A 20,842-nucleotide genomic window follows, 5' to 3' on the forward strand; every position below is an offset into this window, starting at 1 on the left:
GGCGGGCCGCACCGATACCCTCGGGTCCGTGGTGAAGCACGTGAAGAACGCCGGGGAGGCCAAGGCCCCCAAGAGCGAACAGACCCGCACGCTCATCCTCGGAACCGCGCTCCGGCTCTTCCAGGAACGCGGCTACGACAAGACGACGATGCGGGCCATCGCGCAGGAGGCCGGCGTCTCCGTGGGGAACGCGTACTACTACTTCGCCTCCAAGGAACACCTCGTCCAGGGCTTCTACGACCGGCTGGCCGCCGAGCACGCGGAGGCGGTCGGGCCGGTCCTGGACGGCGACCGGGACCTCGCGGTGCGCATCCGCGGGGTCCTGCTGTGCTGGCTGGACGTGGCCGGGCAGTACCACCGCTTCGCCGCCCAGTTCTTCAAGAACGCCGCCGACCCGGAGAGCCCGCTCAGCCCCTTCTCCCCCGATTCGCTCCCGGCCCGTGAGGCGGCGGTCGCCATCCAGGAGCGCTGTCTGTCCGGCTCCTCGACCCGGACCGACCCCCAGCTCGCCGAGGTCCTGCCGCGGCTGATGTGGCTGATGCAGATGGGCCTGGTGCTGTTCTGGGTGTACGACCGCACGGAGGGCGCCGAGCGCAGCCGCCGGCTGGTCGAGCGGACCGCGCCGATCGCCGCCCGCGCCATCGCGCTGTCCCGTTTCCGGGTGCTGCGTCCGCTGGTCCGCCAGATCCACGACGTGCTGGAGGAGTTCCTGCCCGGCGCGGCGGCGCGGTAGCGCGGGCGGCGACGGCGAAGCGGCCGCCCCGGGAGACCGGGGCGGCCGCTGTCGTGCGCGTACGGGGCGGATCAGATCCGGCCCAGCTCCCACAGGCGCCAGATGCCGGTGCCGTCGGTGAGGTACTGCGATCCGGAGATCTCCGGCTTGGCGACGACGTAGTCCTTCTTCTGCCACAGCGGCACCAGCGGCACGTCCTCGCCGACGAGCTTCTGCAGCGACTTGAAGTCGGCGGAGGTCCGGCTGCGGTCGCTGTACTGGAGCGTGGCGGCGATCAGCTGGTCCATCTTGGTGCTGGTGTAGCCGTTGTGGAGGCTGTTGTCACGGCCGACGAGCGGCTGGCTGAAGGTGTCGGGGTCCGGGTAGTCGGGGAGCCAGCCGACGGTGTACGCGTCGTACGCGCCGTTCGCGTACCCCTTCTGGAAGGCCTGCCACTCGACCTCCTTCACCGAGACCTTGAACAGCCCGTCCGCCTCCAGCTGGCGGCGGATCTCCGCCGTCTCCTTCTTGTACGACTCGTCCGAGGCGCGGTAGGCGAAGGTGATGTGGACCGGCAGCTGGACGCCCGCCTCCTGCATCAGTTCCCGGGCCCGCTTCGGGTTGGGCGAGGGGTAGGCGTCGAAGAACGGGGTGCTGTGCCCGATGTAGCCCTGCGGGATCAGCGAGTACAGCGGTTCGACGGTGCCCTTGTAGATGTCGGTCACCAGCGGGGCGCGGTCGATGAGCGACGCGATGGCCTGGCGGACCTTCTTGTTGGCGAGCGGGGCGCCCTTGCGGACGTTGAAGACCAGGTTGCGGATCTCGGCGCTGTCGGCCTCGGTCACGCGCTGGTCGACGTCGGCCGTGTCCAGCTCGGCGAGCGTGGACGGCGGGAGCTGGCGGTGCGTCACGTCGACCTTGCCGGACTTCCAGGCCGCCAGGAGGTCTTCCGACTGCTTGTAGTAGCGCACGGTGACCGGGCCGCCGGTGCTCTTCAGCGCGCCCTTGTACCGCGAGTTGGGCACCAGCTGGGCGGAGACGCCCGGTTCGTACGACTTCAGCACGTACGGCCCGGAGCCCGTGACCTTGTTGTCGCCGCGCAGCTTGTGCTCCGAGTAGGCCTCCTTCTCCACGATGGAGCCCGCGCCGGTGGCGAGCTTCTGCGGGAAGGTGGCGTCGCGCGCCGAGAGGTTGAAGGTGACGGTGAGGCCCTTGGCCACCACGTTCTTCAGGCTCGGGAAGAGCACCGAGGGACCGACGTCGACCTTGATCGCCATCATGCGGTCGAAGGAGTACTTGACGTCCTCGGCGGTGATCTTCTTGCCGTCGGAGAAGGTGACGTCGTCCCGGAGCGTGCACTGGTAGGTCTGCAGCTTCGCACCGACGAAGTGGCACTCCTCGGCCGCGTCCGGCTCGGGCACGATCGCCCCGGACTTGAACGTCATGAGCGACTGGTAGACGTTGCTGTACATCGCCCAGGAACCCGCGTCGTACGCGCCGGCCGGGTCGAGCGAGGTGACCTCGTCGGTCGTGCCGACCGTCACGGGATCGGTGCTGGCCTCATCGGAGGGAAGCAGCTGCCAGGCGCCTACGCCTGCGATGAGCAATACCGCGAGAATCGCGAGAATCCGTAGCCGGACCGACCGCATTGACGTGCTCTCCCTTACCAGCCCCACCTCGGTGACGCGCATCAGAGGCGCAGGTCACCGCACAAGTTCGCACTCAGCCAATCACACGCTTTTCACATCAGGAAGAGGAAATCTGAGGCTCATAGCCTTTTGTTCTTTACTTGAAACCTTGCACCGTAAGGTCGAATACAGAGGGTTCACCCCCGGTCACCCCATGAGGCGTCCCGAGGGTGTCCGTGCCCGGTTCACGCCTGTTTCGAGGCCAGTTCCACGACGGTGATGTCGGAGGGCGCGCCGACCCGGACGGGCGGCCCCCAGGCACCGGCGCCGCGCGTCACGTAGAGCTGGGTGTCGCCGTACCGTTCGAGCCCGGCGACGGTGGGGTTGGACAGCTCCGCGATGTAGTTGCCCGGCCAGAGCTGGCCGCCGTGGGTGTGCCCGGAGAGCTGGAGGTCCACCCCGTGCTCGACGGCCTCGTCGATGACGACCGGCTGGTGGGCCATGAGGACGGCGGCGCGGGTGCGGTCGCGGTCGCCGAGGGCCCGCCCGAAGTCGGGGCCCTGCCCCTCGCTCTCGCCCGCCACGTCGTTGACGCCGGCGAGATCGAATCCGGCGATCTCCACCCGGGCGTTCTCCAGCGGGTGCAGGCCCAGTTCCCTGACGTGCTCGACCCAGGGGGCGGCGCCCGAGTAGTACTCGTGGTTGCCCGTGACGAAGAACGCGCCGTGCCGGGAGCGCAGTCCGGCGAGCGGTTCGGCGGCGGGCCCGAGGTCGGCGACCGTGCCGTCGACCAGGTCCCCGACGACCGCGATCAGATCGGGCTGGGTCCGGTTGACCGTGTCGACGATCCGCCGGGTGTGGGCCCGGCCCAGGACCGGGCCCAGGTGGATGTCGCTGACGACGGCGATCCGGAAGCCGTGCGCGGAGCGGGGCAGCCGGGCGAGCGGGACGGTGACGCGCTTGACCCGGGGGCCGCGCAGCACCCCGTAGGTGCCGTAGGCGGTGGTCCCGAGCCCGGCGACGGCCGCCGCGCCGCCGACGGTCCGCGCGACGAAGAGCCGCCGGGAGGGGGATGCGGGGGTGGTCGGGGCGGCGGCCGGGGGTGCCTCGGTCACGACGGACGAGGAGCCCGAGCCGTCCGCACGGGAGGTCGCGGTGTCGCCGGGGGTCGCGGGCACCGGCACGGCGTCCGGTTCCCGCGCCGCAGCCCGGCGCTCCAGCGCCCGGCGCAGCAGCGGCCGTACCGCCTCGCCCACCAGCAGAGCGAGCGTCAGATAGAGCAGGGCGGCCAGCCAGAGGTAGCCCGGCCAGGCCAGGACCCGCTGGAGCCAGAACGGCGCGCCCGCGCGGCCGGAGACCAGCGCGCCGACGCTGAGCAGCGGCAGGACGTACGCCGCCACGGTGCCGGCCCGGCGCAGCGGGCTGCCCGGGGCCGTCGTGTCGCCGACGAAGCGGCGCCACACGTACCGGTGGACCAGCACCAGCAGTGCGAGCACCACGACCGCGATCAGTGCGAGTCCGACGACCGCCATACGTATGTCCCCCGCCTCGTTCGTCCTTGTTCGTCCGGTGTCAGGTCCGGCCGGAAACCGGCTCTCTACTCCGCCGGGCGGCGCAGGGCCCTGACGCCCCGGAACCCGATGACGCCGACCGCCGTCCCCAGGAGAAAGGACGTGATGGCGAGCAGCAGATGCACCCAGAAGTAGGCGGTGGGGTCACCCGCGTCGTCGAAGGCGAGACCACTGCCGTCCTTCCAGAGGTTCTTGACGAAAGTGATCCAGATGAACCAGCTCCACACCCCGAAAGCGAGCAGGAACCAGGAGACGGGGCGGCTGAGCTTCATGAAGTCAGTATCTCCGCCGCCCTGCGGGGGCTTCGTCCGGGGTGGGCTGTCCCGGCGGAGCGCACGGCGGGTCATAGCGTCGGGGTCCATATTCAGATCAACTGCATGTACGTTTTCGACCGTGTCAGCTCTCAAGAAGACCGCGTTGTCGGTCACCTCTGCCGTTTTGCTGTCCGCTTTCCTTGCCGCTCCCGCGTCGGCGGCCGGGGGCGACGAGGACGACGGCGAGCCGAAACCGCCCGCCGTCATGTCGAAGATCGGCGGCGCCCAGCTCGGTATGAGCGGAACCCAGGTGAATCTGGGCGCGGGCGCCCCGGTGCTGCCCAAGGGGCTGACAGGCAGGTCCTGGATGGTCTCGGACGCGGAGAGCGGCGAGGTGCTCGCCGCGCACAATCCGCACTGGCGGCTGCCCCCGGCCTCCACGCTGAAGATGCTCTTCGCCGACACGCTGATCGAGTCGCCCGCGCTCCAGCCGAAGACGCTCGCGTACACGGTGAAGGACGAGGACCTGGCCGATCTCGGTGAGGGCAGCAGCCTGGTCGGGGTCAAGGAGGACCTGAGCTACACGGTGCACGACCTGTGGCTGGGGGTCTTCCTGCGCTCGGGCAACGACGCGGTGCACGTGCTGGCGTCGATGTACGGGGGCGTGCCCAAGACCGTCGCCGACATGCAGGCGCACGCGGTGGAGCTCCAGGCGCTGGACACCACGGTGGTCTCGCCCGACGGGTACGACGCGCCCCGGCAGGTCTCCAGCGCGTACGACCTCTCGCTGTTCGCCCGCAGCGGGCTCCAGAAGGCGGACTTCCGGGAGTACTGCGCGACGTCCACCGCGCAGTTCCCGGGCAAGCAGGAGAAGGGCAAGAAGCGCGAGACCTTCGGCATCCAGAACACCAACCGGCTGCTGACCGGGGCGGACGGCGTCACCCCGTACAAGGGCATCGCCGGGGTCAAGAACGGCTACACGACGCACGCCGGCAACACCTTCACCGGAGTCGCCGAGCGCAACGGCAGGGTGCTGCTCGTCACCGTCATGAACCCCTCGTCCGACGAGACGCACGCCGTCTACAAGGAGGCCGCCAAGCTGCTCGACTGGGGCTTCGCCGCGAGCGGCAAGGTCACCCCGGTCGGCGAGCTGGTCGCGCCGAAGTCCCTGGAGGACGCGACCGGGACCGGCAAGGGCGCGGAGGCGGGCAAGCCCGCCGCCGACCGGGGGAACGGGCCGCAGACCGCGAAGAAGGCCGCGGCCTCCGGCGGATCCAGCGGGATGGGCGTCGCCTTCGGCATCACCGGCGGGGTGCTGGTGCTGCTGGCCGGGGCGGCGTTCCTGGTCAACCGGCGCTGGCCGCTCCCGGACCTGGTGCGCCGGATCCCCCGCCGCTGAGCGTGGAGCCGCCGGCGGCGGGCTCGGGGCCCTGTTCCGCGTCCGCCGCCCGCTCCGCCGACCGGCTCGGCGTCGCCGTCCAGGCGGCGCAGAACAGCAGCAGCTTGGCGGTGAAGTTGATCCAGAGCAGCAGCGCGATCGGCACGCCGAAGGCGCCGTACATGCTCTTGGAGGCGACGCCCTTCATATAGCTGCCGAGCAGCAGCTTGAGCAGTTCGAAGCCGACGGCGCCGATCACGGCGGCCACCACGAGCGGCCGGCGCGGCGGTTCGACGCCGGGCAGCAGGGTCAGCAGATAGAGCAGCAGCAGGAAGTTGGCGACGGCGGCGACCAGCAGCGCGGCCACCCGCAGCAGTACGCCGCCCGCGCCGCTGGACGGGATGCCGAGCAGATCCGCGAACCGGTCGACGGCCACCGAGCCCACCGAGGAGATCGCCAGGGTCAGCAGGGCCGCGCCGCCGAGCCCGAACAGCACCCCGGCGTCCTTGACTTTGCGCAGCACCGGATTGCCCAGGTCCTGGTCGTCCTTCCCCCAGACCGCGCGCAGGCAGTCCCGCATCGAGCCGACCCAGCCGATGCCCGTGAACAGCAGCAGCGCACCGGCCACCAGCCCGATCGTCCCCGCGTGGGCCACCAGATTGCCGATGCCGAGCTGGTCGGAGATGCCGGGCACCTGCTCGGCGATCTTGTCCTCGATCTTGTGGAGCTGCTCGGTGGAGAGCAGGGCCGCGCCGATCGCCGCGCCGACCGCGATCAGCGGGAAGAGCGCCAGGAAGCTGATGAACGTGATCGCCGCGGCGAGCCGGGTCCAGTGGACGCGGTCCAGCGTCTCGTAGCTGCGCCAGGCGTGGGTCTCCATCAGCCGGGAGACGAGCGGCCCGATGACGGGGAGTTTCTTCAGCCAGTCCATGGACGTACGACTACCCTCCCGGACGGCGAAAACGGGTGTCCGCTGCGGCGGGGAGGGAGTGACTCCCCCTCAATCACCCATTTCGGTGAGTGTTGTAACAAATCCCTCAAAGGTGTTTTCTCGGACGATACGGTCACCCCCATGTCCGTCGACACCGTGTCCCTGACCGGCTGGGGCCGCACCGCCCCGACCACCGCGCTGCGCTTCCGCCCCCGCAGTTACGAGGAGGCGGCGGCGACCGTGCGCGGCTGCGGGCCGCGCGGTTCGATCGCCCGCGGCCTGGGCCGGGCCCACGGGGACGCGGCGCAGAACGCCGGGGGGTCGGTCCTCGACATGACGGGGCTCGACCGGATCCGCACCGTCGACGCGGAACGCGGCACGGTGGTCTGCGACGCCGGGGTCAGCCTGCGGCGGCTGCGCGAGGTGCTGCTGCCGCTCGGCTGGCTGCCGCCGGTGGCGCCGGGCGGGCGGTACGTCACGGTGGGCGGGGCACTCGGCTCCGACGCCCACGGGAGCAACCACCTCGCGGCGGGCGCCTTCTCGCGCCATGTCACGGAGTTCGCGCTCCTCACGGCGGACGGCGAGATCCGCGAGGTGCTGCCCGGCACCCCGCTCTTCGAGGCCACCGCGGGCGGTCTGGGGCTGACCGGGGTGATCCTCTCGGCCACGCTCCGGCTGCGCCCGGCCCGCACCCCGCTGATCGCCGTCGACACCGAACGGGCCCTGGACCTCGACGATCTGATGACGCGCCTGGCCACCGGGGGCCGCCGCCGGCACTACGCCTCCGCCTGGGTCGACCTCACCGCCCGGGGCCGGGCGACGGGACGGGGGATCCTGACCCGGGGGGAGCACGTCTCCCCCGACGTCCTCGCCGCGCTCCCCGCGCACGCCCGGCGCACGGTGCCGGCCCTCCGCCCTTCCTCCGCGCGCTTCCCGGAGCCGGTGCCCGGGGGTCCGGCCGGCCGGCTGGCCGCCGCCGCGGTCAACGAGCTGCGCTACCGGCGCGCCCCGCGCTCCCGCACCGGCGAACTCCGCCGGATCGGCGCGTTCTTCGCCCCGCAGGACACCGGACCGTACGGCAGCCGGGTCGGCGGCCGGGGCGGTCTGGTGCACTACGCGTTCACCGTCGGGGACAACAGGGCCGAGACGGTGCGCCGGATCGTCCGGGGCCTCGCCCAGCGGCGCGTCCCCGCGTACTCCGCCGCGCTGGGGCGCTTCGGCGCGGCGGACGCCGGCTGGCCGTCGTTCCCGCGGCCCGGCTGGAGCCTGGCCCTGGACCTGCCGGCCGGGCTGCCGGGGCTGGCCCGGCTGCTGGACCGGCTGGACGAGGACGTGGCGGCGGCCGGCGGGCGGGTCTGTCTGACCGACGACTCCCGGATGCGCCCGGCCGCCGCGGCCGCGATGTATCCCCGGCTGGACGCCTTCCGGGCCCTGCGCGCCGAGCTGGACCCGCACGGCGCCTTCCGGTCGGACCTGTCGCGCCGGCTGGGCCTCTGACCCGGCCATCACCGGCCGGCGCCCCTCTCACCGCCGGTCGTGAACAGCCGTGAACAGCCATGACCCTCAGTGAACCGCCGTGAACCGCCGTGAACCGCCGTCCACCGTCTCAAGGAGTGTGCTCGTGAAGGACGCCTTCGGTGCCCCCCAGTCCCTGCTGATCCTCGGCGGCACGTCGGAGATCGGGCTCGCCACCGCCCGCCGGCTGATCGCCCGCCGCACCCGTACGGTCTGGCTGGCCGGCCGCCCCTCCCCCGAGCTGGACGCGGCCGCCGCCGAGCTGCGCGGCCGGGGGGCCTATGTCCGTACCGTCGACTTCGACGCCCTGGACACCGAGTCCCACGAGACCGGCCTCGGCAAGATCTTCGCCGAGGGCGACATCGACATGGTGCTGCTGGCCTTCGGCGTCGCCGGTGACCAGGAACGCGACGAGGAGGAACCGCTCGGCGCGGTCCGGGTGGCGCAGACGAACTACACGGGGGCGGTCTCGGCCGGGCTGGTGTGCGCGGGCGCGCTCCAGGCGCAGGGGCACGGCTCGTTGGTGGTGCTGTCCTCGGTGTCCGGGGAGCGCGCCCGGCGCGCCGACTTCATCTACGGCTCCAGCAAGGCGGGGCTGGACGCCTTCGCCCAGGGCCTCGGGGACGCCCTGTACGGCACGGGCGTGCAGGTGATGATCGTCCGCCCCGGCCCGGTGCGGAGCGCCGAGGGCCGGGGGTACGCGCAGGAGCCGCGGCTGACACGGGTTCCGCTTCTGCGGACGCCGCTGGTGACCACGCCCGACGAGGTCGCGGACGCGATCGTGGCGGGGCTGCGCAGGCGCGCGGAGACGGTGTGGGTGCCGGGCGCGCTGCGCGGGGTGATGGCGGCGCTGCGGCATGTGCCGAGGCCACTGTTCCGCCGGCTGCCGGTCTGAGGGGCGTACGGGGGGCTCGCCGCCCCGGGCTCTCAGGGGTGGAAGGAGGGTGCGTCCACCGCGCTGCCGCTCTGCGCGGGCACGGCGGACGCGCCGCCGCCCGCGCCGAACGGGAACTCGTGGATCTTGCGCCAGACGCCGTCCGGGCCCTGTTCGTAGAGCGCGAAGGAGCCGCAGGTCCACGCCGCCTCGTAGTCGCCCAGCTCCTCGTAGGCCCGGTCCATCGCGGACTCGGAGATGGCGTGGGCCACGGTGACGTGCGGGTGGTACGGGAACTGGAGCTCGCGGACCAGCGGCCCGGAGGCGTCCCGGACCCTCTTCTGGAGCCAGGAGCAGGCCGCCGCGCCCTCGACGACCTGGACGAAGACGACCGGCGAGAGCGGGCGGAAGGTGCCCGTGCCGGAGAGCCGCATCGGGAAGGGGCGGCCGGCCGTGGCGACCGAGGACAGATGCGCCTCGATCGCCGGGAGGTCGGCCGCCTCCGCCTCGGTCGGCGGCAGCAGGGTGACGTGGGTGGGAATGCCGTGTGCGGCAGGGTCCCCGAAGCTCGCGCGCCGCTCCTGGAGCAGGCTGCCGTAGGGCTCCGGGACCGCGATCGAAACGCCGAGCGTTACGGTCCCCACGTCGTTCTCCTCCATGCTCGATGGTCTGTTTTCAGCCACTGACGGCCGCATACTTCACGCCGCCAGTGTGCCGCCTGTGGAGGCCCGGACGCCAGGGTCCTTGGACTCAGTGCTTGGCGGGCAGAAGGCCCATCCGCTCGTAGGTCCGCGCCAGGGTCTCGGCCGCGACGGCACGCGCCTTCTCCGCGCCCTTGGCCAGAATGGAGTCCAGCGTCTCGGTGTCGTCGAGATATTCCTGGGTCCGGGTGCGGAACGGTGTGACGAAGTCGACCATGACCTCGGCGAGGTCCGTCTTCAGCGCACCGTAGCCCTTGCCCTCGTACTTCTGCTCCAGGTCGGCGACCGACGTGTTGGTGAGCGTCGAGTAGATCGACAGCAGATTGCTGACGCCGGGCTTCTCCACCTGGTCGAAGCGGATCACGGCCTCGGTGTCCGTGACGGCGCTCTTCACCTTCTTGGCGGTCACCTTCGGCTCGTCCAGAAGGTTGATCAGACCCTTGGCCGTCGCCGCGGACTTGCTCATCTTCGAGGACGGGTCCTGGAGGTCGTAGATCTTCGCCGTCTCCTTGAGGATGTACGGGTCCGGGATCGTGAACGTGTCGCCGTAGGTGCCGTTGAAGCGCTCCGCGAGATTGCGGGTCAGCTCCAGGTGCTGGCGCTGGTCCTCGCCCACCGGGACCTCGTCGGCCTGGTAGAGCAGGATGTCGGCGACCATCAGCAGCGGGTAGGTGAACAGCCCGACCGTGGTGCGGTCGCTGCCCTGCTTGGCCGACTTGTCCTTGAACTGCGTCATCCGGGAGGCCTCGCCGAAACCGGCCAGGCAGTTCATCACCCAGCCGAGCTGGGCGTGCTCGGGCACATGGCTCTGCACGAAGAGCGTGCAGCGCTCCGGGTCCAGACCGGCGGCGAGCAGCTGCGCGACGGCGAGCCTGGTGTTCGCACGCAGTTCGGCCGGGTCCTGCGGGACGGTGATCGCGTGCAGGTCGACGACCATGTAGAAGGCGTCGTGCGATTCCTGCAGGGCCACCCACTGGCGGACCGCGCCGAGGTAGTTGCCGAGGTGGAACGAGCCTGCGGTGGGCTGGATTCCGGAGAGCACACGGGGACGTTCAGAGGCCATGGCACCCATTGTCTCAGGTGCGGAACCGATCTCGGGCCGCCGGTGTGTGAAAGGCGTACGGCTGTGTGAACGGGGTACGGCGCGGGCGCGCCGCGTACCGGAGGTTTCCCCGTGGGGGATCCGACCGACGATACAAAGTGGGCCAGAACCCCGGCTCACGCCGCACGACGAACGGAGACCCCGTGTCGACCACCGAACGTGCCCTCGCCTCCGCCGACGCGCACAGCGCGCACAACTACCACCCGCTGCCCGTCGTCGTGGCCACCGCCGACGGGGCCTGGATGACCGATGTCGAGGGCCGGCGCTATCTCGACCTGCTCGCCGGCTACTCGGCGCTCAACTTCGGCCACGGCAACCGCCGGCTGATCGACGCGGCCAGGGCCCAGCTGGAACGGGTCACCCTCACCTCGCGCGCCTTCCAGCACGACCGGTTCGCCGACTTCTGCGCGCGGCTGGCCGAGCTGTGCGGCATGGAGATGGTGCTGCCCATGAACACCGGGGCGGAGGCCGTGGAGACGGCCGTGAAGACGGCCCGCAAATGGGGCTACCGGGTGAAGGGCGTCCCCGACGGCATGGCGAAGATCATCGTCGCCGCCGACAACTTCCACGGCCGGACGACCACGATCGTCAGCTTCTCCACGGACCACGAGGCGCGCGCCGACTTCGGCCCGTACACCCCGGGCTTCGAGATCGTGCCGTACGGCGACCTCACCGCGCTGCGGGCGGCGATGACCGAGAACACCGTGGCGGTGCTGCTGGAGCCGATCCAGGGCGAGGCCGGGGTGCTGGTGCCGCCGCCCGGCTATCTGGCCGGGGTCCGGGAGCTGACCCGGGAGCGCGGGGTGCTCTTCGTCGCGGACGAGATCCAGTCGGGCCTCGGCCGCACCGGACGGACCTTCGCCTGCGAGCACGAGGGCGTCGTGCCCGACATGTACGTCCTCGGCAAGGCGCTCGGCGGCGGCGTGGTCCCCGTCTCCGCCGTGGTGTCCTCGGCGGAGGTGCTGGGCGTCTTCCGGCCCGGGGAGCACGGCTCGACCTTCGGCGGCAACCCGCTGGCCTGCGCGGTCGCCCTGGAGGTCATCGCGATGCTGCGCACCGGCGAGTTCCAGGAGCGGGCGGCGGAGCTGGGCGACCACCTCCACCGCGAGCTGGGCCTCCTCGTCGGCGGCGGCGCCGTGCGCGAGGTGCGCGGACGCGGGCTGTGGGCGGGCGTGGACATCGATCCGGCGCTCGGCTCCGGCCGGGAGATCTCCGAGCGGCTGATGGACCGGGGCGTCCTGGTCAAGGACACCCACGGCTCCACCATCCGCGTCGCCCCGCCGCTGGTGATCTCCAAGGAGGACCTGGACTGGGGCCTGGAGCAACTGCGCGCGGTGCTGCGCGGCTGACGGGGGCGGGGGCCCGGCGGTGGGCCCCGGGCGACCGGACCCGGACCCACCCGCGGCCGGGCCCACCGCCGTGCGCGGGCCCCGTCGGCGGCCGGGGCGCCAGTAGAGTCCCGGTGTGCTCCTGGGGATGGTCTGTGCGCTCGGCTCCGCGGTCTGCTTCGGCACGGCCTCCGTCCTCCAGGCCGTCGCCGCCCGCGCCGCCGCCGCGCCGGACGCCGGGGCGGGCGTCGATCCGGCGCTGCTGCTGCGGGCCGTGCGGCAGTGGCGGTACGTGGCCGGGCTGGGCCTCGACGGTCTCGGCTTCGTCCTCCAGGTCGTCGCGCTGCGCACCCTGCCGATCTACGCGGTGGGCGCGGCGCTGGCCGCCAGTCTGGCGGTCACCGCCGTCGTCGCCGCGCGGCTCCTCGGGACGCGGCTGAGCGGCACCGAGTGGACGGCCGTCGCCGTGGTCTGCGCGGGGCTGGGGATGCTCGCCCTGTCCTCCGGGGCCGAGGGGCATGCCCCGGGCCCGGACGGTCTGGGCCTCTGGCTGCTCGGCGCCGCCGCCGGGATCCTGCTGACCGGCGCGGCGGCCGGACGGCTGCCCGAGCGGGTCCGCGCCCTCGTGCTGGGGCTGGGCGCGGGGTGCGGTTTCGGTGTGGTGGAGATCGCCGTACGGCTGATCGACGACGTGTCGCCCGGCGCCCTCGTCACCGATCCGGCGGTCTACGCCCTGCTGCTGGGCGGCGGCGCGGCGTTCCTGCTGCTCACCTCGGCGCTGCAACGCGGTTCGGTGACCACCGCGACCGCCGGGATGGTCCTGGGCGAGACCGTCGGCCCCGCCCTGGCCGGCGTCGTCTGGCTCGGCGACCGCACCCGCGAGGGCCTCGGACCGCTCGCCGTCACCGGTTTCGCCGTGGCGGTGGCGGGAGCGCTCGCCCTGGCCCGCTTCGGCGAGGCGCCGACGGGGGGCGGGGGTGGAGGAGGCGCGTCCCTGAACCCCCGCGCCCGCCGCCGCCCCCGTCACGGCAGGATCCGGCAGAGCGCGTCCAGGGCTCCCGTCCAGGCGCTGTCGGTCGGGGTGGCGTAGCCGATGACCAGGGCCTCGCGCCGGGCGTCGGCGTCCGGGTGGCGGAAGAAGGAGAGGCCCTGGACGGCGAGGCCCTGCCAGGCGGCGGAGCGGATCACCTCGGCCTCGGTGCCGCGCGGGAGTTCGAGGACGGCGTGGAGTCCGGCGGCGATGCCGGTGACGCGGATGCCGGGGGCGCGTTCGGCGAGGGCGGCGACGAGCTGGTCGCGGCGGTTGCGGTAGCGCAGCCGCATGGCGCGGACATGGCGGTCGTAGGCGCCGGACTCGATGAACTCCGCGAGCGTGAGCTGCTCCAGGGCGCTGGACGACCAGTCGCTCCACCCCTTGGCCTCGGTCACCTCGCCCACCAGGGACTCCGGGACCACCATCCACCCCAGCCGCAGCCCCGGGGCGAGGGACTTGCTGGCCGTGCCCAGATAGACGACGCGTTCGGGGTCGAGGCCCTGGAGCGCGCCGACGGGCTGGCGGTCGTAGCGGAACTCGCCGTCGTAGTCGTCCTCCAGGATCAGCCCGCCCGTGCTCCGCGCCCAGTCGACGGCCGCCGCGCGCCGGTCCGGGTGGAGGGGCACCCCGGTCGGGAACTGGTGGGCGGGGGTGAGCAGGACCGCGCCCGCGCCGCGCATCCCGGGCAGTGCGCGGGTGTCGGAGCCCAGCCCGTCCAGGGGCAGGCAGGGAATGCGCAGCCCGGCGTCGGTGAGCAGACCGGAGTGCAGGTCCAGTCCGTACGACTCGACGGCCACCTCGCGCACCCGGCGGGCGCGCAGGACCTTGCCGAGCATCATCAGCCCGTGGACGAAGCCGGCGCAGACGACGATGCGTTCGGGGTCGGCGTACACCCCGCGCGCCCGTGCCAGGTAGCCGGCGAGGACCGTGCGCAGTTCGATGCGGCCGCGCGGGTCGCCGTAGCCGAAGGCGTCGTGCGGGGCGCGGGTGACGGCGCGGCGGGCGGCCCGCAGCCAGGCGGCGCGCGGGAAGGTCGCCAGATCGGGCGAGCCGGGCATCAGGCTGTGGGCGGGACGGCCGCGCGGCGGCCGGGTGCGCGGGGCGGCCGCCGGGACCGGCGGGCGCGGGGCGGCCCGCTGGGCCACCCGGGTGCCGGAGCCCTGCCGGGCGGTGAGCCAGCCCTCCGCGACCAGCTCCGCGTAGGCGTCGGCGACGGTGTTGCGGGCGATGCCGAGGTCGGCGGCGAGGGTCCGGGAGGACGGCAGCCGGGTCCCGGGCGCCAGCCGGCCCGAGCGGGCGGCCTCCCTCAGGGCGTCCATCAGCCCGGTCCGCAGTCCGCTCGCCCCGGTGAGGTCGAGATGCAGGTCGGCCCCAAAAGTGGCCCAGTCATCTTTCACACCAATGGACCATACCGCTGCGCCACTGGCCGCGTAGCGTCGTTGCCATGACCACGAACGAGCACCACCACGCGACCTCCGAGTACACCCCCGAGCACACGCCCCGCATGACGTGGACCGACCACGCCCCCGAGGTCTACAAGGCGATGGCGCGGCTGGAGGCCGCGACCCGCCGGGGCATCGACCCGGTGCTGGGCGAGCTGGTGAAGATCCGCTGCTCGCAGCTCAACCACTGCGCGTTCTGCCTCGACATGCACACCAAGGACGCCCTCGCGGCCGGTGAGTCGATCGAGCGGATCGTGCAGCTCAGCGCCTGGGAGGAGTCGCAGCACTTCTACACGCCGAAGGAGATCGCCGCGATCGAACTGGCCGAGGCGGTGACCGTGCTGACCGACGGTTTCGTCCCGGACGAGGTGTACGAGAAGGCCGCCAAGCACTTCGACGAGGCGGAGCTGGCCCATCTGATCGGCGCGATCGTCACGATCAACGCCTGGAACCGCTTCGCCGTCAGCACGCGCATGGTCCCGGGGCACTACACCCCCGGCGACCACCGCTGATCCACCCCGTCCCGAGGAGCCCGCGATGAGCGCTTCCGTCCTTCGTGCCCTGCACCGGGACCGGGCCCCCGGCGATCCGCTGGTCCTGCCCGGACCGTGGGACGCCGGGAGCGCCCGGGTCCTCGCCGACGCGGGCTTCCCGGCCCTCGCCACCCCGAGCGCGGGCGTCGCCGCCTCCCTCGGGTACGCGGACGGCGCGGTGCCCGCCGACGAGATGTTCGCGGCGGTGGCCCGGATCACCCGGGCCGTGTCCGTACCGGTCTCCGCCGATGTGGAGGCCGGGTACGGGCTGCCGCCCGGGGAGCTGGTCGAGCGGCTGCTGGCCGCCGGTGCCGTCGGCTGCAATCTGGAGGACACCGTGGCCGGCGTCCTCGTGGACGCCGGCCGGCAGGCGGACCGGCTGGCGGCGGTGCGCGCGGCGGCCGGGGACGCGCTGTTCGTCAACGCCCGCGTGGACACGTATGTGACGGGCGTGCCGGAGGGGGTGGATCCGGAGGCCGAGACGGTGCGGCGGGCGCTGCTGTACGTGGCGGCGGGCGCCGAGTGCGTCTACCCGATCATGGCCCCGCCCGAGGCGCTCCCCCGCCTGGCGGCGGCGGTCCCGGGTCCGCTGAACGCGCTGGCCCGCCCGGACGGCCCGTCCCTGGCCCGGCTCGGCGCGCTGGGCGCGGCCAGGGTCACCTTCGGCCCCGGCCTCCAGCGCCGGACCATGGCGGCCCTGGACACGATCGCCACCGGTCTGCGGACGGCCGCGGAGGGCTGAGCCCCCGGCGTACCGGGAACGGGGAAACGCCACGCCCCCGTCGGCGGACCGCTGACGGGGGGCGTGGTGGCTGCCCGCGGACGGCGCGGGCGGTGGATCAGATCAGGCCGAGCTCGCGGACCGCGTCGCGCTCCTCGGTGAGCTCCTTGACCGAGGCGTCGATGCGCGCACGGGAGAACTCGTTGATGTCCAGGCCCTGGACGATCTTGTACGTGCCGTTCTCGGTGGTGACCGGGAAGGACGAGATGATGCCCTCGGGGACGCCGTAGGAGCCGTCCGACGGGATGCCCATCGAGGTCCAGTCGCCCGCGGCGGTGCCGTTGACCCAGGTGTACACGTGGTCGATGGCGGCGTTGGCGGCGGAGGCGGCCGAGGAGGCGCCACGGGCCTCGATGATCGCGGCGCCGCGCTTGGCGACGGTCGGGATGAAGGAGTCGGCCAGCCACGCCTCGTCGTTCACCAGCTCGGCGGCGTTCTTGCCGGCGACCTCGGCGTGGAAGATGTCCGGGTACTGGGTGGCCGAGTGGTTGCCCCAGATCGTCAGCTTCTTGATGTCGGAGACGGCGGCACCGGTCTTGGCGGCCAGCTGCGAGATCGCGCGGTTGTGGTCCAGGCGGGTCATCGCGGTGAAGCGCTCGGCCGGGACGTCCGGGGCGGCGGCCTGCGCGATGAGCGCGTTGGTGTTGGCCGGGTTGCCGACGACGAGGACCTTGATGTCGTCCGCGGCGTTGTCGTTGATCGCCTTGCCCTGCGGCTTGAAGATGCCGCCGTTGGCGGAGAGCAGGTCACCGCGCTCCATGCCCTTGGTGCGCGGGCGGGCGCCGACGAGCAGGGCGACGTTCGCACCGGCGAAGCCGACGTTGGCGTCGTCGGTGATCTCGATGTTGCGCAGCAGCGGGAACGCGCAGTCGTCGAGCTCCATCGCGGTGCCCTCGGCGGCCTTCAGACCCTGCGGGATCTCCAGAAGACGCAGGTTGACCGGCACGTCCGGGCCGAGCAGGTGACCGGAGGCGATGCGGAAGAGCAGCGCGTAACCGATCTGGCCGGCCGCGCCGGTCACGGTGACATTCACGGGAGTGCGGGTCATGGCGATCTCCGTTAGACAGCTGGCGGTGGGGGCTCCTGGCCCCTGGTGCGGGACATCCCTGAATCTTGATGTGAAGAGATATCCGCCCGCCAGGCTATCCGACCCGGAACCCCCCGGCCGCCCGGCCCCCTGTGGCACCGCGCACACACGGTCACACACCGCTCGTACGGAGCCCCACGCCCGGGACCCCGCGGCACGTCAGCGGGCGGACTCGGAGGTGCATCCCTGGGTGCCCGTGGCGAGCGTGGCGCAGGCCCGCACATCGGCGGTGCGCCGCACGGCCACCATCGGCGTGTACACCTCCGCCGCCGTGTCGACGGCGCCCTTCTGGCCCTTCGCGCCGGCGCTGATCTCGACGGTGTCGCCGGGCGCGCCCTTGGTGATCCGCGCCCAGGCCGCCGAGCAGGTCTCGCTGTAGCGCACCTCGACGATCCGGGTGCCGACGGTGGCGGTGGAGAGCGTACGGGCGTGCTCGCCGCCGCAGCCCATCCGCTCGGGGTCCTCGCCCGCGCAGTCCGAGCCGTTGCACTCGACGCCGGCGGGCAGTCGCGGGGCGCTCGTCGCGGGGCCGGCCGGGGACGGGGAGGCCCCCGCCTCGGCCTTGTCCGGGCCGCCGTCGGGGAGGAGCAGCAGCACCGCCCCGGTGACCACGAGCAGGGCGCCCGCGACGGCGGCGGCGATCATGGCCGGGCGGCGCCGCGCGGGGCGGGCGGCGGACGGCGGCGGGGTCCCGAGGCCGGCCGCGTAGGCCACGGCGGGCGGCAGTCCGTGTCCGGGGGCGGAGTCGGGTCCGGCCTGCGGCTGCTGCGGCACGCGGGGGTACGTACCGCGCTGGACCGGTACGGAGGGCGGGCGCTGCCCGGCGGCCGTACCGCCGTTGCCCGCGGGGCGGCTGCGGCCGTGGCCGCGCGGACCGGCGGCCTCGTCGAGCGCGGCCCGCGCCTGGGCGATCCGTATGGCCTCCATGGTCATGTCGTGGCGCATCTCGGCCCGGCTCCAGGCCCGCTCCGCCAGTTCCCACATGGTGTTCAGATGGCCCTGGTCGGTGCCGGTCACCTCGGCGAGCTTGACGATGGCGCCGCGGGGGGCGAGGAGCCGCCCGTTCAGGTACCGCTCCCAGGAGGTCTTGCTGTAGCCGGTGCGGTCGGCCAGCGCGGCGATGCCCAGGCCGCTGCGGTCGACGAGTCTGCGCAGTTGGCCGGTGAACTCCCGGACCTGCGGATCCAGCTCGTCCGGCAGTGCCTTCCAACGAGGCATTCCATCCCCCTACATCCCGCTCGCCTGTGCCGCTGTCGCCGTGTGCGCGGTGCGCCCGCCGGCCCGGTCCGCCGGCCGGTGCCGCACGGTCCCGCCCCCTCGCCCGGACCGTTGGTCCTTCCGTTCCGGGCTACCCAGCAAGATGCGCGAACGCGGACGGTCAGTTCCTGGGGAAGGGGCGCACGGTGGCACGCACGACGGCCGGGCGCACTCCCATACGCCCCCGCCGTTACCGACCGGTTCAGTCTGCCACCGTTGCCGGGCGATCACACCGTGGCGGAATGGTCACTTCCGTGCCACAGGCCCCGGCCACGCCTTGAACCGGTGGGGCCCGTCAACAAGGCTGGAAGCAGGACGGGGCAAGGCGGCCCATGCCGCCCTTTCCGGGGCATTCCCCCCGGTGTCCCGGCCCCTTCGGTGTCCGTCCCTCCTCGGGGGAGGGGACGGACACCGAGCCCGGCCGGGGTACGCGCCGCGCTCAGCGGATCGTGAAGTGGACGGCGTCCTCCAGGATCGGCACGTCCAGCCAGGGCTTCGGCTGCGCCACGAGCGCCAGCATCACGATGAGGACGCCGAGCAGCCCGTACGTCACCAGGTCGGTGAAGCGCGAACGCACCGCCAGCATGCCCACCGAGGGCACCACCAGCCGCAGCACCGCGCCCCCGACGAGCGCCACCCCGATCAGGATCGTGCCGATCCTGAAGGCCTCCTCGAAGGCGTCGAGGGCCACGATCAGCAACCCCGCCCCGGCCGTGCAGAGCACGGCGAGCAGCGGCCACTGGCGGGCGGGCGCCGGGGCGTCCCCGGCCGCCGCCCGGCCGCCGCCCTCGGGACGGGCGGTGTCCCGGGTGAACGACGGGAAGCGCCTGGACCGCCGTGCGGCCGGGCTCGTACCAGAACCCATGGGGTTCCCTCCGGATCCGTGCGGCGGGTTCAGAGCGCCGCGGCGTCGCGTTCGGCCGCCTCGACCACGTTGACGAGCAGCTGGGCGCGGGTCATCGGGCCGACACCGCCCGGGTTCGGCGAGATCCAGGCGGCGACCTCGGCCACGCCCGGGTGGACGTCACCGACGATCTTGCCGTTCTCGTCGCGGCTGACGCCGACGTCCAGCACGGCCGCGCCCGGCTTCACGTCATCGGGCTTGATGATGTGCGGCACGCCCGCGGCGGCCACGACGATGTCCGCCTGGCGCAGATGGGCGGAGAGGTCCCGGGTGCCGGTGTGGCACTGGGTCACCGTGGCGTTCTCGGAGCGGCGGGTCAGCAGCAGCGGCATCGGCCGGCCGATGGTGACGCCGCGCCCCACGACCACCACGTTCGCACCGTTGATCTCGACGCCGTGGTGCCGGAGCAGCTGGACGACGCCCTGCGGGGTGCAGGGCAGCGGGCCCGGCTCGCCCAGCACCAGACGGCCGAGGTTCATCGGGTGCAGCCCGTCGGCGTCCTTGGCCGGGTCCATCAGCTCCAGGACACGGTTGGTGTCGATGCCGTCGGGGAGCGGGAGCTGCACGATGTAACCGGTGCAGGCGGGGTCGTCGTTGAGCTCGCGGACGACCGCCTCGATCTCCTCCTGCGTGGCGGTGTCCGGCAGTTCGCGCTGGATGGAACCGATGCCGACCTGGGCGCAGTCCTTGTGCTTGCCGTTCACGTACCACCGGCTGCCGGGGTCGTCCCCGACGAGCAGGGTTCCCAGGCCGGGGTTGACGCCCCGGGCCTTGAGGGCCGCCACGCGGACGGTGAGATCGGACTTGATCGCGGCTGCGGTGGCCTTGCCATCGAGAATCTGGGCAGTCATGTCCCCATACTCGCGGATGACCCCGCCCAGGGACCAATCCCAGGTCCGGGGCGTGGACGCAAGGTTGCACTTGCACAACGTCTCGAAGGAGCGACTGGACAAACTTACGTTCCGCTTATAACGATGAAGGCCGCAGTGCCGCAGTAGTACCCGGGGGGCGGACCGCTGATGTTTTCTCTCCTCCGCGCGGCCGCATTCGTCCCCGTACGTCCGTTGGAGGAAAGCGCCAGATGAGCTTCGGCGACCCGAACCCGAACAACCCCTACGGCCAGCAGCCCGGCCAGCCGCCCCAGGGACAGCCGGGGTACGGCTACCCGCAGCAGGCGCCCCAGGGCGTGCCGCCGCAGGGCCAGCCCGGCTACGGCTACCCGCAGCAGCCGGGAATGCCGCCGTACGGCGGCCCGCAGTACCAGGGCCAGCCCGGCGCCCCGGCCCCCGAGGGCTACGCGAACGTGCCCGGTCTGGGCATGGTCGAGGTCGGCACGTACGGGGCCCGCTTCGGCGCCCGTCTGCTCGACATGATCTTCGCGTACATCATCGTCTTCATCCTCAACTCGATCATCTTCGGCTCGGTCGCCGCCGGCATGTCGGGCAGCGACGACGACACGGCCGCGGGCCTGGCGATCGGCTCCCTCCTCGGTGCCGCGCTCGTCTCGGCGCTGACGCTGATCTTCTACGACGTCATCTTCGTCAGCACCATGGGCTCCACGCCCGGCAAGATGATCCTCGGCATGCGGATCGTCAACTCCCGCACCGGCCAGAAGCCGACCTTCGGTCCGGCGCTGGTCCGCTGGGGCTTCCCGATCGGCCTCGGGTACATCACCTGCTTCCTGGGTTACATCCTGATCGTGATCTCGCCGTTCTTCGACAACACCGGACAGCTGCGCGGCTGGCACGACAAGGCCGCCAACACCCTGGTGATCAAGAAGTAACGCGGTACGCGCACCACGGCGAAGGGCC

Annotated in this window: 20 protein-coding genes; 9 read left to right on the plus strand and 11 right to left on the minus strand. The window is 72.6% G+C overall.

The features are described from left to right. Positions 1 to 28 precede the first annotated feature (28 nt). A complete protein-coding gene (locus ACZ4FH_RS17815; RefSeq protein ID WP_467305653.1) occupies positions 29 to 733 on the plus strand; it encodes a TetR/AcrR family transcriptional regulator in 705 nt (234 codons plus the stop codon). A 71-nt stretch (positions 734 to 804) separates the two neighbouring features. Here ACZ4FH_RS17815 and ACZ4FH_RS17820 read toward each other — a convergent pair whose 3' ends face one another. The 3 genes from ACZ4FH_RS17820 to ACZ4FH_RS17830 all read right to left on the minus strand — a co-directional run bounded on the left by ACZ4FH_RS17820 (position 805) and on the right by ACZ4FH_RS17830 (position 4,183). Then, positions 805 to 2,361, minus strand: a complete 1,557-nt coding sequence (locus ACZ4FH_RS17820) for an ABC transporter substrate-binding protein (RefSeq protein ID WP_467305655.1) — start codon at positions 2,359 to 2,361, stop codon at positions 805 to 807. 224 nt (positions 2,362 to 2,585) lie between these two features. Further along, entirely contained in the window at positions 2,586 to 3,872 is a 1,287-nt protein-coding gene (locus ACZ4FH_RS17825) for a metallophosphoesterase (RefSeq protein WP_467305656.1), read from the minus strand. Positions 3,873 to 3,937: 65 nt separating this feature from the next. Beyond that, positions 3,938 to 4,183: an SCO4848 family membrane protein gene (locus ACZ4FH_RS17830; RefSeq protein ID WP_467305657.1), complete on the minus strand. Its 246-nt coding sequence runs from the start codon at positions 4,181 to 4,183 to the stop codon at positions 3,938 to 3,940. Between the two features lie 121 nt (positions 4,184 to 4,304). Here ACZ4FH_RS17830 and ACZ4FH_RS17835 point away from each other — a divergent pair, with 121 nt between their 5' ends. Next, on the plus strand, positions 4,305 to 5,564 hold the full coding sequence (locus tag ACZ4FH_RS17835; protein ID WP_467305659.1) for a D-alanyl-D-alanine carboxypeptidase family protein: 1,260 nt from the start codon (positions 4,305 to 4,307) through the stop codon (positions 5,562 to 5,564). On the opposite strand, the gene ACZ4FH_RS17840 is transcribed toward ACZ4FH_RS17835, so the two are convergent. Next, positions 5,512 to 6,474, minus strand: a complete 963-nt coding sequence (locus ACZ4FH_RS17840) for a YihY/virulence factor BrkB family protein (protein ID WP_467305661.1) — start codon at positions 6,472 to 6,474, stop codon at positions 5,512 to 5,514. The two genes, ACZ4FH_RS17835 and ACZ4FH_RS17840, sit on opposite strands and share 53 nt — an antisense overlap. Positions 6,475 to 6,615: 141 nt before the next feature. Here ACZ4FH_RS17840 and ACZ4FH_RS17845 point away from each other — a divergent pair, with 141 nt between their 5' ends. Both ACZ4FH_RS17845 and ACZ4FH_RS17850 read left to right on the plus strand, forming a co-directional pair. Further along, positions 6,616 to 7,971, plus strand: coding sequence for an FAD-binding protein (locus ACZ4FH_RS17845; protein WP_467305663.1), 1,356 nt, complete (start codon positions 6,616 to 6,618; stop codon positions 7,969 to 7,971). 124 nt (positions 7,972 to 8,095) lie between these two features. After that, a complete protein-coding gene (locus ACZ4FH_RS17850; protein ID WP_467305665.1) occupies positions 8,096 to 8,884 on the plus strand; it encodes a decaprenylphospho-beta-D-erythro-pentofuranosid-2-ulose 2-reductase in 789 nt (262 codons plus the stop codon). Positions 8,885 to 8,916: 32 nt separating this feature from the next. Here ACZ4FH_RS17850 and ACZ4FH_RS17855 read toward each other — a convergent pair whose 3' ends face one another. Both ACZ4FH_RS17855 and trpS read right to left on the minus strand, forming a co-directional pair. Beyond that, positions 8,917 to 9,507, minus strand: coding sequence for a 2'-5' RNA ligase family protein (locus tag ACZ4FH_RS17855; protein ID WP_383639725.1), 591 nt, complete (start codon positions 9,505 to 9,507; stop codon positions 8,917 to 8,919). A 106-nt stretch (positions 9,508 to 9,613) separates the two neighbouring features. Next, on the minus strand, positions 9,614 to 10,627 hold the full coding sequence (gene trpS, locus ACZ4FH_RS17860; RefSeq protein WP_383639728.1) for a tryptophan--tRNA ligase: 1,014 nt from the start codon (positions 10,625 to 10,627) through the stop codon (positions 9,614 to 9,616). Between the two features lie 182 nt (positions 10,628 to 10,809). On the opposite strand from trpS, the gene rocD reads away from it, so the two are divergent. Beyond that, the gene (gene rocD / locus ACZ4FH_RS17865; RefSeq protein ID WP_467305667.1) at positions 10,810 to 12,015 is read left to right on the plus strand and encodes an ornithine--oxo-acid transaminase; all 1,206 of its coding nucleotides are present in this window, start codon (positions 10,810 to 10,812) and stop codon (positions 12,013 to 12,015) included. A 127-nt stretch (positions 12,016 to 12,142) separates the two neighbouring features. Next, positions 12,143 to 13,084 carry a hypothetical protein gene (locus ACZ4FH_RS17870; protein ID WP_467305800.1) on the plus strand — a complete coding sequence of 314 codons (942 nt, stop codon included), beginning with the start codon at positions 12,143 to 12,145 and terminating at the stop codon, positions 13,082 to 13,084. Here the strand turns inward: ACZ4FH_RS17870 and pdxR are convergent. Beyond that, on the minus strand, positions 13,018 to 14,424 hold the full coding sequence (pdxR, locus tag ACZ4FH_RS17875; protein WP_467305670.1) for a MocR-like pyridoxine biosynthesis transcription factor PdxR: 1,407 nt from the start codon (positions 14,422 to 14,424) through the stop codon (positions 13,018 to 13,020). The genes ACZ4FH_RS17870 and pdxR overlap by 67 nt on opposite strands. 47 nt (positions 14,425 to 14,471) lie before the next feature. Between pdxR and ACZ4FH_RS17880 the strand changes: the two genes are divergently transcribed. Together ACZ4FH_RS17880 and ACZ4FH_RS17885 are read left to right on the plus strand one after the other, a co-directional pair. Further along, positions 14,472 to 14,981 (plus strand): carboxymuconolactone decarboxylase family protein, encoded by a 510-nt coding sequence (locus ACZ4FH_RS17880; RefSeq protein WP_467305672.1) that lies wholly within the window; start codon positions 14,472 to 14,474, stop codon positions 14,979 to 14,981. 25 nt (positions 14,982 to 15,006) lie between these two features. Next, a complete protein-coding gene (locus ACZ4FH_RS17885) occupies positions 15,007 to 15,744 on the plus strand; it encodes an isocitrate lyase/PEP mutase family protein (RefSeq protein WP_467305674.1) in 738 nt (245 codons plus the stop codon). A 97-nt stretch (positions 15,745 to 15,841) separates the two neighbouring features. Here ACZ4FH_RS17885 and ACZ4FH_RS17890 read toward each other — a convergent pair whose 3' ends face one another. From ACZ4FH_RS17890 to ACZ4FH_RS17905, 4 genes are all read right to left on the minus strand, one after another. After that, on the minus strand, positions 15,842 to 16,831 hold the full coding sequence (locus ACZ4FH_RS17890; protein WP_383639744.1) for a malate dehydrogenase: 990 nt from the start codon (positions 16,829 to 16,831) through the stop codon (positions 15,842 to 15,844). A 198-nt stretch (positions 16,832 to 17,029) separates the two neighbouring features. Beyond that, entirely contained in the window at positions 17,030 to 18,088 is a 1,059-nt protein-coding gene (locus tag ACZ4FH_RS17895; protein ID WP_467305676.1) for a helix-turn-helix domain-containing protein, read from the minus strand. A gap of 478 nt (positions 18,089 to 18,566) precedes the next feature. Then, positions 18,567 to 19,121 (minus strand): DUF3017 domain-containing protein, encoded by a 555-nt coding sequence (locus ACZ4FH_RS17900; protein WP_467305802.1) that lies wholly within the window; start codon positions 19,119 to 19,121, stop codon positions 18,567 to 18,569. Continuing rightward, a complete protein-coding gene (locus tag ACZ4FH_RS17905) occupies positions 19,022 to 19,882 on the minus strand; it encodes a bifunctional methylenetetrahydrofolate dehydrogenase/methenyltetrahydrofolate cyclohydrolase (protein WP_467305677.1) in 861 nt (286 codons plus the stop codon). The genes ACZ4FH_RS17900 and ACZ4FH_RS17905 overlap by 100 nt, the downstream gene beginning before the upstream one ends. Positions 19,883 to 20,112: 230 nt before the next feature. Here ACZ4FH_RS17905 and ACZ4FH_RS17910 point away from each other — a divergent pair, with 230 nt between their 5' ends. Beyond that, positions 20,113 to 20,814, plus strand: a complete 702-nt coding sequence (locus tag ACZ4FH_RS17910) for an RDD family protein (RefSeq protein WP_467305679.1) — start codon at positions 20,113 to 20,115, stop codon at positions 20,812 to 20,814. Positions 20,815 to 20,842: the final 28 nt, after the last annotated feature.

The sequence above is a fragment of the Streptomyces sp. NPDC024555 genome (assembly GCF_055559335.1).

Excerpts from the sequence above, each read along its gene's own strand:
- ACZ4FH_RS17820 (WP_467305655.1), bottom strand. The coding sequence starts at position 2,361 with ATGCGGTCGGTCCGGCTACGGATTCTCGCGATTCTCGCGGTATTGCTC.
- ACZ4FH_RS17825 (WP_467305656.1), bottom strand. The coding sequence starts at position 3,872 with ATGGCGGTCGTCGGACTCGCACTGATCGCGGTCGTGGTGCTCGCACTG.
- ACZ4FH_RS17830 (WP_467305657.1), bottom strand. The coding sequence starts at position 4,183 with ATGAAGCTCAGCCGCCCCGTCTCCTGGTTCCTGCTCGCTTTCGGGGTG.
- ACZ4FH_RS17840 (WP_467305661.1), bottom strand. The coding sequence starts at position 6,474 with ATGGACTGGCTGAAGAAACTCCCCGTCATCGGGCCGCTCGTCTCCCGG.
- ACZ4FH_RS17845 (WP_467305663.1), top strand. The coding sequence starts at position 6,616 with ATGTCCGTCGACACCGTGTCCCTGACCGGCTGGGGCCGCACCGCCCCG.
- trpS (WP_383639728.1), bottom strand. The coding sequence starts at position 10,627 with ATGGCCTCTGAACGTCCCCGTGTGCTCTCCGGAATCCAGCCCACCGCA.
- ACZ4FH_RS17870 (WP_467305800.1), top strand. The coding sequence starts at position 12,143 with ATGGTCTGTGCGCTCGGCTCCGCGGTCTGCTTCGGCACGGCCTCCGTC.
- ACZ4FH_RS17880 (WP_467305672.1), top strand. The coding sequence starts at position 14,472 with ATGACCACGAACGAGCACCACCACGCGACCTCCGAGTACACCCCCGAG.
- ACZ4FH_RS17885 (WP_467305674.1), top strand. The coding sequence starts at position 15,007 with ATGAGCGCTTCCGTCCTTCGTGCCCTGCACCGGGACCGGGCCCCCGGC.
- ACZ4FH_RS17890 (WP_383639744.1), bottom strand. The coding sequence starts at position 16,831 with ATGACCCGCACTCCCGTGAATGTCACCGTGACCGGCGCGGCCGGCCAG.
- ACZ4FH_RS17895 (WP_467305676.1), bottom strand. The coding sequence starts at position 18,088 with ATGCCTCGTTGGAAGGCACTGCCGGACGAGCTGGATCCGCAGGTCCGG.
- ACZ4FH_RS17905 (WP_467305677.1), bottom strand. The coding sequence starts at position 19,882 with ATGACTGCCCAGATTCTCGATGGCAAGGCCACCGCAGCCGCGATCAAG.
- ACZ4FH_RS17910 (WP_467305679.1), top strand. The coding sequence starts at position 20,113 with ATGAGCTTCGGCGACCCGAACCCGAACAACCCCTACGGCCAGCAGCCC.